This window comes from Agathobacter ruminis, from assembly GCF_002735305.1.
Lineage (GTDB): Bacteria > Bacillota > Clostridia > Lachnospirales > Lachnospiraceae > Roseburia > Roseburia ruminis.
In genome coordinates this window covers 1-11,148 of sequence record NZ_PDYG01000123.1, presented here as the reverse complement: position 1 = coordinate 11,148, position 11,148 = coordinate 1, and the positions used below count along the sequence as shown (strand labels likewise).

10 protein-coding genes, 6 tRNA genes and 1 other annotated feature are annotated in these 11,148 nt (G+C 43.9%); all 16 genes read right to left on the bottom strand.

The features are described 5' to 3' along the window. Positions 1 to 3: 3 nt before the first annotated feature. The 16 genes from rpoB to CSX02_RS11155 all read right to left on the bottom strand — a co-directional run bounded on the left by rpoB (position 4) and on the right by CSX02_RS11155 (position 10,934). Positions 4 to 4,083 (bottom strand): DNA-directed RNA polymerase subunit beta, encoded by a 4,080-nt coding sequence (rpoB, locus tag CSX02_RS11230; RefSeq protein WP_031542437.1) that lies wholly within the window; start codon positions 4,081 to 4,083, stop codon positions 4 to 6. 278 nt (positions 4,084 to 4,361) lie between these two features. Next, positions 4,362 to 4,739 carry a 50S ribosomal protein L7/L12 gene (rplL, locus tag CSX02_RS11225; protein ID WP_099386737.1) on the bottom strand — a complete coding sequence of 126 codons (378 nt, stop codon included), beginning with the start codon at positions 4,737 to 4,739 and terminating at the stop codon, positions 4,362 to 4,364. A gap of 47 nt (positions 4,740 to 4,786) precedes the next feature. Further along, complete coding sequence (rplJ, locus tag CSX02_RS11220) at positions 4,787 to 5,347, bottom strand: 50S ribosomal protein L10 (RefSeq protein WP_099386736.1); 561 nt, start codon at positions 5,345 to 5,347, stop codon at positions 4,787 to 4,789. Between the two features lie 44 nt (positions 5,348 to 5,391). Continuing rightward, positions 5,392 to 5,536: a sequence feature (ribosomal protein L10 leader region), on the bottom strand. A gap of 69 nt (positions 5,537 to 5,605) precedes the next feature. Then, on the bottom strand, positions 5,606 to 6,301 hold the full coding sequence (gene rplA / locus CSX02_RS11215) for a 50S ribosomal protein L1 (RefSeq protein ID WP_031542429.1): 696 nt from the start codon (positions 6,299 to 6,301) through the stop codon (positions 5,606 to 5,608). A 67-nt stretch (positions 6,302 to 6,368) separates the two neighbouring features. After that, a complete protein-coding gene (gene rplK / locus CSX02_RS11210) occupies positions 6,369 to 6,794 on the bottom strand; it encodes a 50S ribosomal protein L11 (protein ID WP_031542424.1) in 426 nt (141 codons plus the stop codon). A 13-nt stretch (positions 6,795 to 6,807) separates the two neighbouring features. Then, positions 6,808 to 7,326: a transcription termination/antitermination protein NusG gene (nusG, locus tag CSX02_RS11205; protein ID WP_031542422.1), complete on the bottom strand. Its 519-nt coding sequence runs from the start codon at positions 7,324 to 7,326 to the stop codon at positions 6,808 to 6,810. Positions 7,327 to 7,344: 18 nt separating this feature from the next. After that, positions 7,345 to 7,554 carry a preprotein translocase subunit SecE gene (gene secE / locus CSX02_RS11200; protein ID WP_031542420.1) on the bottom strand — a complete coding sequence of 70 codons (210 nt, stop codon included), beginning with the start codon at positions 7,552 to 7,554 and terminating at the stop codon, positions 7,345 to 7,347. A gap of 26 nt (positions 7,555 to 7,580) precedes the next feature. Beyond that, positions 7,581 to 7,730, bottom strand: a complete 150-nt coding sequence (rpmG, locus tag CSX02_RS11195) for a 50S ribosomal protein L33 (protein ID WP_031542419.1) — start codon at positions 7,728 to 7,730, stop codon at positions 7,581 to 7,583. A gap of 211 nt (positions 7,731 to 7,941) precedes the next feature. Further along, on the bottom strand, positions 7,942 to 9,246 hold the full coding sequence (gene fliD, locus CSX02_RS11190) for a flagellar filament capping protein FliD (RefSeq protein ID WP_099386735.1): 1,305 nt from the start codon (positions 9,244 to 9,246) through the stop codon (positions 7,942 to 7,944). A gap of 200 nt (positions 9,247 to 9,446) precedes the next feature. After that, on the bottom strand, positions 9,447 to 10,172 hold the full coding sequence (locus CSX02_RS11185; protein ID WP_099386734.1) for a YesL family protein: 726 nt from the start codon (positions 10,170 to 10,172) through the stop codon (positions 9,447 to 9,449). Between the two features lie 59 nt (positions 10,173 to 10,231). After that, positions 10,232 to 10,304: transfer RNA gene (locus tag CSX02_RS11180), tRNA-Phe, on the bottom strand. Between the two features lie 5 nt (positions 10,305 to 10,309). Then, positions 10,310 to 10,383, bottom strand: a tRNA-Met gene (locus CSX02_RS11175). A gap of 103 nt (positions 10,384 to 10,486) precedes the next feature. After that, a tRNA-Asp gene (locus CSX02_RS11170) sits at positions 10,487 to 10,560 on the bottom strand. A 15-nt stretch (positions 10,561 to 10,575) separates the two neighbouring features. Next, positions 10,576 to 10,649 (bottom strand) — tRNA-Ile (locus CSX02_RS11165). A gap of 28 nt (positions 10,650 to 10,677) precedes the next feature. Next, positions 10,678 to 10,749, bottom strand: a tRNA-Glu gene (locus CSX02_RS11160). A 112-nt stretch (positions 10,750 to 10,861) separates the two neighbouring features. After that, positions 10,862 to 10,934 (bottom strand) — tRNA-Thr (locus CSX02_RS11155). Positions 10,935 to 11,148 lie beyond the last annotated feature (214 nt).

Below are 11,148 nucleotides of genomic sequence, written 5' to 3'. Positions count from 1 at the left end.
TCCTTAATCTTCATCGTCGTAGCTGTCTTCTGCAAGAAGATCGTCATCATCATATTCAAAATCATCAGATGCGTCTTCGTCTTCAGATGCGACAAGCTCTCCAGTCTCGTCGAACTCCTGCTTCTGGAAGCCATGTTGTTCGAAGGATTCGCTGCTTTCGAATGCGTAATCCTTATCGTTTCCGATTACTGAATTGAAGTCTGTATTTCCGTATTCACTGGTTTCGATGAGTTCAACTTCGTTGCGATCCTCATCAAGTACCTTTACATCAAGTCCCAATGACTGTAATTCTTTGAGCAATACCTTGAATGATTCCGGAATTCCCGGTTCAGGGATATTGTCACCCTTGATGATTGCTTCGTATGTCTTGACACGACCAACCACATCGTCGGACTTCACAGTCAGAATCTCCTGCAAGGTATATGCGGCACCGTATGCTTCCAGCGCCCAAACTTCCATCTCTCCGAAACGCTGTCCACCGAATTGTGCTTTACCACCAAGCGGCTGCTGTGTTACGAGTGAGTAAGGACCGGTTGAACGAGCATGGATCTTATCGTCAACCAGGTGATGAAGTTTCAGGTAATGCATGTGTCCGATGGTTACCTTTCCATCGAAGCATTCACCGGTTCTACCGTCGCGAAGCTGTACTTTTCCGTCACGTGAAATCGGAACACCCTTCCAAAGTGCACGATGTGCACGATTCTCTGAAAGGTAATCCATTACTTCCGGAAGTAAAGTATCTTTGTACTTCTCGTAGAAGATTTCGGTTGTATCTGCCCACTCAGGATTCTTTGCTTCTTCTTTGTCAAATGGAAGATTTACATAATCATTTGCAAGTTCAAGCGTATCCTGAATGTCAATTTCCTTTGCACCGTCAAATACAGGTGTTTCGATATTGAATCCCAATGCTTTTGCGGCAAGAGAAAGATGAATCTCAAGGACCTGTCCGATGTTCATACGGGAAGGTACGCCCAATGGGTTCAATACGATGTCAAGCGGACGACCGTTTGGAAGGAATGGCATATCCTCAACCGGAAGTACGCGGGAAACGACACCCTTGTTACCATGACGACCAGCCATCTTATCACCGACTGAAATCTTTCTCTTCTGTGCGATATAAATACGAACAGACTGGTTGATTCCAGGTGATAACTCATCGCCGTTATCTCTGCTGAACACCTTGGCATCAACTACGATACCATATGCACCGTGTGGAACCTTAAGGGAAGTATCACGAACTTCTCTGGCCTTCTCGCCGAAGATTGCACGAAGAAGTCTTTCTTCTGCAGTCAGCTCGGTCTCTCCCTTTGGAGTTACCTTTCCGACAAGAATATCTCCCGCACGAACCTCAGCGCCGACACGAATGATTCCGCGCTCATCGAGATCCTTGAGTGCATCATCGCCGACACCCGGAACATCACGTGTGATTTCTTCCGGTCCAAGCTTTGTATCACGGGATTCTACTTCGTATTCCTCAATATGTACAGATGTATAAACATCATATTCTACCAGTCGTTCACTCAGAAGGACCGCATCCTCGTAGTTGTAGCCTTCCCAGGTCATGAATCCAATCAACGGGTTCTTTCCGAGAGCAAGCTCACCGTTTGAGGTAGAAGGACCGTCAGCGATTACTTCGCCGGCTTCTACACGCTGTCCCTTAAATACGATAGGTCTCTGGTTATAGCAGTTAGACGGGTTGCTTCGTGTGAATTTCATCAATGCATATTCACGCTTGTTGCCGTCATCTTCGCGTACAACAATTCTGCTTGACTCAGCGAGTTCAACAACACCGCCGGCCTTTGCAACGACACAGTCACCGGAGTCTACTGCTGCCTTGGTCTCCATACCGGTTCCGATAACAGGAGCCTCGGTAACCAAAAGCGGAACGGCCTGACGCTGCATGTTTGATCCCATCAGCGCACGGTTCGCATCGTCGTTCTGCAAGAATGGAATCAATGCGGTAGCTACCGAGAATACCATCTTAGGAGAGACATCCATATAATCGAATGCTGTCTTATCGTATTCCTGAGTTTCTTCTCTGTAACGACCGGATACATTATTACGAACGAAGTGGCCTTCTGCATCAAGCTTTTCGTTCGCCTGCGCAACATGGTAATTATCTTCTTCGTCTGCAGTCATGTATTCTACAATATCGGTTACAACCGGATTCTGTGGGTCAGAATGGTCAATCTTACGATATGGAGCTTCCACAAATCCATATTCGTTGATTCTTGCATAGCATGCAAGAGAGTTGATCAAACCGATGTTAGGTCCTTCAGGTGTCTCAATCGGGCACATACGACCATAGTGTGAGTAGTGAACGTCTCGAACCTCGAATCCGGCACGGTCTCTTGAAAGACCACCAGGTCCCAATGCGGAAAGACGACGCTTGTGTGTCAACTCAGACAACGGGTTGTTCTGATCCATGAACTGTGACAACTGTGAAGAACCGAAGAATTCTTTTACAGCTGCAGTTACCGGTTTAATATTAATCAAACTTTGAGGAGAAATACCTTCAATATCCTGTGTGGTCATACGCTCGCGTACAACACGCTCAAGACGGGAAAGACCAATGCGATACTGGTTCTGAAGCAACTCACCTACGGCACGAATACGGCGGTTACCCAAATGGTCAATATCATCATCATGTCCGATTTCCCATTCCAAATGCATATTGTAGTTTACGGATGCAAAAATATCCTCACGGGTAATATGCTTCGGAATCAAATCTCCGATGTTTCTCTTCATTTCGCTTAAGAGCTCTACCTTATCGGTGAAACGCTCTAAGAGATCCTTCATAACCGGATAATATACAAGCTCGGTTACACCGGCCTGCTTTAATGTGAAATCACGCAATAAGATTTCATCGAGCTCGGTCATCTTCTTTTCAGAAGGAAGGTTCTTTAAAAAGCCCTCGATTTCATCGCGGGTTCTCTTGTCGATAATGTCTTCTTTGAGGACCTTATCGAGATAGTTGATGTAATCCTTTGAAGTAAATCCTGCCTGTGCGGTTGCATCTACCATCAAAGAAGACAATACCTTGACATTTCTGGTTTCGGTCTGAATCCATACTGCCTCAACAGCTGCATTCTGAATGGTATCAGCCAGTTCGCGTGTTACGGTAGTACCGGCTTCCGCAAGCACTTCTCCGGTTGACGGATCAATGACAGTCTCAGCCAGGACATGACCGCGAATACGATTGCGGAGCATCAACTTCTTGTTGAATTTATAGCGACCAACTTTTGCAAGGTCGTAACGACGCGGGTCAAAGAACATTGCATTGATCAAGCTCTCTGCGCTTTCTCTCGTAAGCGGCTCACCCGGACGAATCTTTTTATATAATTCGAGAAGACCTGCTTCATAGCTTCCTTCCGGATACTTCTCCGGATTGATAGAAGGATCCTTTGCAAAAGATGCAAGAATCTTTGGCTCTTCACCAAACATATCAAGGATCTCACGGTTGGTTCCAAGACCCAATGCACGAAGCAATACGGTAATCGGAACCTTTCTGGTTCTGTCTACTCGAACACTGAAAACATCGTTGGAGTCTGTTTCGTATTCTAACCATGCACCACGGTTAGGAATTACAGTGCAGGAATACAGCTTCTTACCCACTTTGTCATGAGTAATTCCGTAATAGATACCAGGAGAACGAACCAACTGGCTAACAATGACACGCTCTGCACCATTGATAACGAATGTTCCGGTCTCAGTCATGAGCGGAAGATCTCCCATAAAGATTTCGTGCTCATTGATTTCGCCTGTTTCATTGTTAAGAAGTCTGACCTTAACCTTCAAAGGTGCTGCATATGTTGCATCTCTTTCTTTGCATTCCGGAATCGTGTATTTCACATCATCTTCACATAATGTAAAATCTACAAATTCCAAGCTCAAGTGACCGCTGTAATCTGCGATCGGAGAAATATCTGCAAATGCTTCTTTTAATCCTTCATCCAGGAACCACTGATAAGAATCCTTCTGGACTTCGATCAGATTTGGCATCTGAAGAACTTCCTTCTGTCTTGAGTAACTCATACGCATGCCTTTTCCAGCCTTGACCGGACGTATTCTGTTTTTCTCCATTCGACGTTTCACCTCTCGTTTTCTAGATAATGTTGATTCATTTTTGCGCAATAACTATATCTTGTGTATCGAATCAACGACGTGCTATCGGGAACACTGATTGTTGCCAAATCCTTTATTTTCAAGCCTTTCCGGCTAAAAAAGGGCATAGCATCGCCTAGTGCACCACAATAGTGCAACCTATACTATACATCAAAACGTTCTCATTTGCAAGTAAAACTTTCAAAAAAAACCACCCGCATAAAGCGAGTGGTTTTGAAAAATCGTTTAAAGTTGAATTACTTAAGAGTAACCTTAGCGCCAACTTCCTCAAGCTTAGCCTTGATGTCATCAGCGGTAGCCTTGTCAGCTGCTTCCTTAACGATCTTAGGAGCGCCATCAACAACTTCCTTAGCTTCCTTAAGTCCAAGACCGGTAACCTCACGAACAACCTTGATTACCTTAACCTTCTCAGAACCTACTTCAGTAAGCTCTACATCGAACTCAGTCTTCTCTTCTCCAGCTGCTGCTCCGTCAGCACCTGCTGCTGCTACTACAACGCCTGCTGCTGCAGATACGCCAAATTCTTCTTCACATGCCTTTACAAGGTCATTTAACTCTAATACGCTAAGCTCTTTAATAGCTGCGATAAATTCTTCTGTGGTCAACTTTGCCATTTTAATTTTCCTCCATTTAAAAATTTTGTTTTTCTTTTATAAAAAGATTATTCTTCGGTAGCCGGAGCTTCTTCAGCTGCCGGTGCTTCCTCTGCAGGAGCTGCCTCTACGGCTGCATCTGCTGCGCCACCCTTCTCTGCGATCTGATTAAGAACACGAGCGAAGTTTGCAATAGGTGACTGTAAGCTTCCAAGTAACTTGGAAAGAAGTACTTCTCTTGAAGGTACGCTTGCGATTGCCTTCATTCCATCAGCGTCATAGTAAGTTCCCTCTACAACACCGGCCTTAATCTCTAACTTAGGAGCCTTCTTAGCGAACTCAGCAAGTACTCTTGCCGGAGCTGTTGCATCCTCAGTTGAAACCGCAAATGCGCTTGGTCCTTCCAAAACATCTCTTAAGCTTTCGAAATCTGTTCCTTCTACAGCACGGCTTACTAAAGTATTCTTGTAAACCTTGTAAGAAACGCCTGCTTCTCTTAACTGCTTACGAAGCTGAGTATCCTCTGCAACGGTAAGTCCACGGTAATCTACAACTACTACAGATGCCGCATCTTTCATTACAGATGAAATTTCATCAACGATTGGCTGTTTCAGTTCAACTTTTGCCACGATTTTTACCTCCTTATAGATTTTTGAGCATATCGCGCAAAGTTTATACAAATAAAAAACCCTCTTTGCCATTAGACAAAGAGGGATAAGCATTCATAAAATCTATGATTCTTAATATTCCTCGGTAGGTATCCATTGGAGTTACGCTTTCTCAGCACCTACTGTCTTCGGCAATATGCTTTGCTATTATAACAACCTGTTGCAATTTTGTCAACAAGTCTTTTGCTTGAATTTTTTGGTCTCGAGTTTCAAATATTCTTACTGAGAAATCTTAACAACGTTAAGCTTCACGCCAGGTCCCATTGTAGATGTAAGAGTAGCACTCTTAATATACTGTCCCTTTAAGCTTGAAGGCTTAGCCTTGTTGATTGCTCCCATAAGAGCCTGGAAGTTGTCGTTAAGCTGCTCTGCTGTGAAAGATGCTTTTCCAACTGGCACATGGATAAGGTTTGTCTTATCCAAACGATACTCAATCTTACCGGCTTTGATATCTTCGATAGCCTTTGCAACGTCCATAGTAACAGTTCCGGCCTTTGGGTTTGGCATTAAGCCCTTTGGTCCAAGTACACGACCAAGACGACCTACAACACCCATCATATCCGGTGTAGCTACAACAACATCAAAATCTAACCATCCGTCGTTCTGAATCTTCGGAATGAGATCTTCTGCACCAACAAAGTCAGCGCCTGCTGCCTGTGCCTCGTCAGCCTTAGCTCCCTTAGCGAAAACCAATACTCTGACTGTCTTTCCTGTTCCGTGAGGTAATACTACCGCACCACGGATCTGCTGCTCAGCGTGACGTCCGTCACAGCCGGTTCTAAGATGAAGTTCAATTGTTTCATCAAACTTCGCTGTGGCATTCTTCTTTACGAGATCGATTGCTTCTGCAACGTCGTATTGAGTCTGCTTATCATATGCCTTAACAGCGTCCTGATATTTCTTTCCTCTTTTCATTGAATATAACCTCCTGTGGTTTTATCGGGAGAGGACCCTCCCACTTCGTAATACTTATTAATAAATATTAGTCTACTACTTCAACACCCATTGATCTGCAGGTTCCTGCGATCATGCTTACAGCTGCTTCAAGAGATGCTGCGTTCAAATCAGCCATCTTGGTGTTAGCGATTTCCTCGAGCTGAGCTCTGGTAATCTGAGCAACCTTGGTCTTGTTTGGTACGCCTGATCCAGACTGAATCTTGCATGCCTTCTTAATAAGAACCGGTGCCGGTGGTGTCTTAGTAATGAAGCTAAAGCTTCTATCTGCATATACAGTGATAACTACAGGGATGATGGTATCACCCATATCAGCTGTCTTTGCGTTGAACTGCTTGGTAAACTCAACAATGTTTACACCATGCTGTCCAAGAGCAGGTCCAACTGGAGGAGCTGGTGTAGCCTTTCCAGCAGGAATCTGTAATTTGATATATCCTTCGACTTTCTTTGCCATTGGAATTGCCTCCTTAATTCATTCGTTTAACATCTGCGAAACTTACTTCTACCGGTGTTTCGCGACCGAACAGCTCTACATTAATTGTAACTGTCTGTTTGTGATGATTCATCGCGGTAATAACACCCGTGGTGTCTTTCCAAGGTCCTGCAAGAATAACAATTGCATCACCTTCTGCAAAATCAACCACAACGGTTTCAGACTTCACTCCTAACGGTCTCATTTCTGCTTCGGTAAGAGGAACAGGTTTGCTTCCAGGTCCAACGAATCCGGTTACACCTCTTGTGTTACGAACAACGTACCAGGTGTCATCGTTCATGATCATATGAATCAGAACATATCCCGGGAACATTTTCTTGGTAACCAGCTTTGGCTTTCCGTTCTTCATTTCGGTCACATCCTCAAGAGGGACGCGTACCTCCAAAATCTGCTGTTCCAAATGTCTGTTTTCAATTGTCTTCTCAATGTTCGCCTTGACCTTGTTTTCATAACCTGAATAGGTATGAACAACATACCAATTTGCCTCTGCCATAAAATAATGCCTCCGTAATTAGAAACTTAAACCAACAAGGAAATTAACGCCATACTGGATCACCCAGTCAAGTCCGGCGATAATCAGTCCTACCACAACCGACACTGCAATTACTGCAATTGTCTGTCTTACAAGCGACTTACGATCTGGCCATACGATCTTGCTGAATTCAGCTTTCAGACCGGAAAACCAGCTAGTCTTTGGAGCTTTTTCTGTTTTTTCACTCATAGTAACACTCCTTCACTTGTGCCGAACTATTTGGTTTCCTTATGCATTGTATGCTTCTTGCAGAATCTACAATACTTTTTGGTTTCCATTCTGTCCGGATGAGTCTTCTTGTCCTTTGTCAGGTTGTAGTTTCTTCTCTGACATTCTGTGCAAGCTAAAGTAATTCTTGTACGCACAACTTCCACCTCCGTTTAAATCATGTTGTCACCCATAAAAATGGGCATAAAAAAAAGACCTATTGTTTCAAGCCATAACAATATAACATGATTTTGTACAGCCGTCAAACATTTTTTGTCTTTTCATCAAAAAAAGTATTCTCCTGATTCTGTTCCTACTATATATAGTAGCAAAAATATAACCTCGACACGATTTCATTACGCATCAAGGTTATATTTTGTTATCCAGCATCATTCCTGCATAGATGGATGAAATATAAGGCGTTGCAAAATTCTTGCCCGGGTTCTTGTATTCCACCACAACTTTGTTTACATAATTCATCGGGTTGACACCCATATCTTCTGCTTCTTTTGCAAGTGCATCACGAAAGCTTGCCAGAATGCCAAAGGTTTCTTCTGCGCGATCCGGCATAATTGCTTCTGCCAGAGTTTCGCGATCCACAAACAGTCTGCCGTCTTCACTCTGCATTAATCCAATGGAATCGAGAATCTCCTGCTTGTTTTGTGCCACGGCACTCATCTCTGTGTAAAGCTTGCGTCCCTGATAAGCAGCCTGACCTTCCGAGTAGCGCTGTGCGGTATCAAGTACCCGATTGTAGCCATCCAGTAATTCCTGGATGTTATCAGCAACCGCATCCGCATTTGCCTTAAAACTGATTAATGTCTGCGCATGATCTTTACTCTGTTGCTTTAAGGTCAGTTCAAAAGCATTATTGATGGTAAATGTATTATTCAGTGAGTGTTCTTCACGTCCATTTAAATAGAAGGTTGAATTTTGTGCAGGCGCCGTCACCTTATTGATTCCAAGCAAATTCATTGCTGCCATGGATTCCGGTGATGCCTCCGGTGCGATATCAAACAGATATGGCTCTGATTCGTGCAGTCCTGTTTGAACGGATGTCAGCTTCAATGCACGCTGACCGCCTCCGGCGTCCTCTACATCGGCCGTAATCTTAAGATTGGAACTGTTCACCAGTCGTGCGAGCTTGTTTAATACTTCGCCGTTTGTCTCACCTGCTGAGACATTATATTGAAATTCATACGATGCGGTATTCGTATTCAGATCAAATGCATAGGAGCCCGGTGTAAAGGACAACGCATCCGCACGCAACGCATTACCGCGGTTTACCTGTGGTGTTGCCAGGCTTTCCACTTCGATTTCAAACTGATTCGTATGATTGTCTTCCGTGCCATCTCCAACATATTCAACTTCAACGGTTTTCTCGTCGGAAGAAACTGCAACTTTCTTTTGGAAGGCTTCAGAAACACCGCCATTGACATCAGTCAAAGAGGCAACAACATTTTGAATTGCCTTAGCACTCTCCTTAATATCAATCGCATAGCGCTTCGCCTCATCCATATTGGAAATCTTGTACAGAGGAGATTCTTTATTGGTTTTTACGATTTGGTTGTAAACTTTGCGCAGATCGCTCTTTTTATGAGAGTCATAGCGCGACGCTTTTTGTGTGCCGTATGTACTGACATAGTAATCATACGCACTATCAATCTTAGCCATATTCGATCCCCTCCTTTCTTCCTTGAAATAATGCAGACCGCACCGGGGCTATAATAAGTCCATTTATACATTTACATTATAACGCACGTCCTGATGGCGTGCAACCACTAAATAAATTATTTTGTCTGACAAATTGCCCACATATTGTGTTTTTTCTAAAAACAGCCGCATCGATTTTCCTCGAAGCGGCTGTAATTTTGCTAATATACTCTGGTTTTTTCGTCTTCAGACGCAATATCTTCCTCAGACATATACTTACGAAAAGTCTTTTCCATCAACATGCTGATGATAAGAGTCAGGATTGCAGGCACAATAAACATAGCCGCAAAAGTCAACGGCCAAATCAAATAGCAGCCAACAATAACAGCGACAGTAATCACCAGCTGTACAAACGATTTTGGCAGATTCGCAATGCCAATGATCAGCGAATTCTTAATTGCCACACGCGCTTTGTCATCAAAACGGGCGATGTAGGCAAATAAATTAATCGACCACATAACACAGAATAATGCCATTACAACAAAAATCCAGCTAACAGGACCGATTTTTGCATCATACAGATATGCAGATACCACATAAGTATCAAACAGCATCAGCAAAAAGAATCCCATGCTGACCATACCGGCTAAAAAGGCCGGCTTAAAGCTGTTGCGAAAGCCATTCCAGAATTCGCGGAAACAATATCCCTGACTTCGTCTGATATTCTTTACTGTCACATAATAGAGTGCACTGGAAGCCGGTCCCACCAATACCATAAGAGGGATCAACAGCGGCATCAACAAATAATTCGCTGCAGATACGCACATAAATACAATTGTAATAGACGGAACACAACATATAAACCAGCAAAAACTGATCACGACGCAATCAATAATTTTGCTTAATCCTCTGAAAAAACGGTTGTCGGCATTAAAAATCTGATCCATAAATCTACCTCTTATATTTTTCAAAAAAAAGCAGTACGCAATGTACTGCTTAATGAAAGTGCCTAGTTCCGGAATCGAACCAGAGACATAAGGATTTTCAGTCCTCCGCTCTACCAACTGAGCTAACTAGGCACGAGTTGCGGGAATAGGATTTGAACCTATGACCTTCGGGTTATGAGCCCGACGAGCTTCCAGACTGCTCCATCCCGCGATATTTATTTTTGCTTTCAAAAGAAAGACGAACCTGTGACCCTCTGCTTGTAAGGCAGATGCTCTCCCAGCTGAGCTAAGATCCCAGAGCTTTTTAATTGAAACGACCCAGACGGGACTCGAACCCGTGACCTCCGCCGTGACAGGGCGGCGCTCTAACCAACTGAGCCACTAGGCCATATGCTTTTTTGAATGGACCATCGGGGACTCGAACCCAGGACCGACCGGTTATGAGCCGGGTGCTCTAACCAACTGAGCTAATGGTCCGAATTTGCCGACTACTCAAAAAAATAAATGACTCCAACGGGAATCGAACCCGTGTTACCGCCGTGAAAGGGCGATGTCTTAACCGCTTGACCATGGAGCCATATATTGATTACTCTTACGAGTAAAACCGAAGCAATGTGCAGCAGATTTACAGTCTGTCCCCTTTGGCCACTCGGGAATCTGCCCATAACAATTAATTTATTTAATTGTAAAGCCGATGATCGGACTCGAACCGATAACCTGCTGATTACAAATCAGCTGCTCTGCCAATTGAGCCACATCGGCATAATATTGTACGCTGATTTGTAATCAGCAACTCTGCCTATAATTGACTCGTTTCACTCATCAATTATCGTGAATTGAGCCACATCGGCGTACTACTATGTGCTGATTTGTAATCAGCAATACCACTTAAATTGAGCCACATCGGCATCAACTTAATGGGACCTACAGGGCTCGAACCTGTGACCCTCTGCTTGTAAGGCAGATGCTCTCCCAG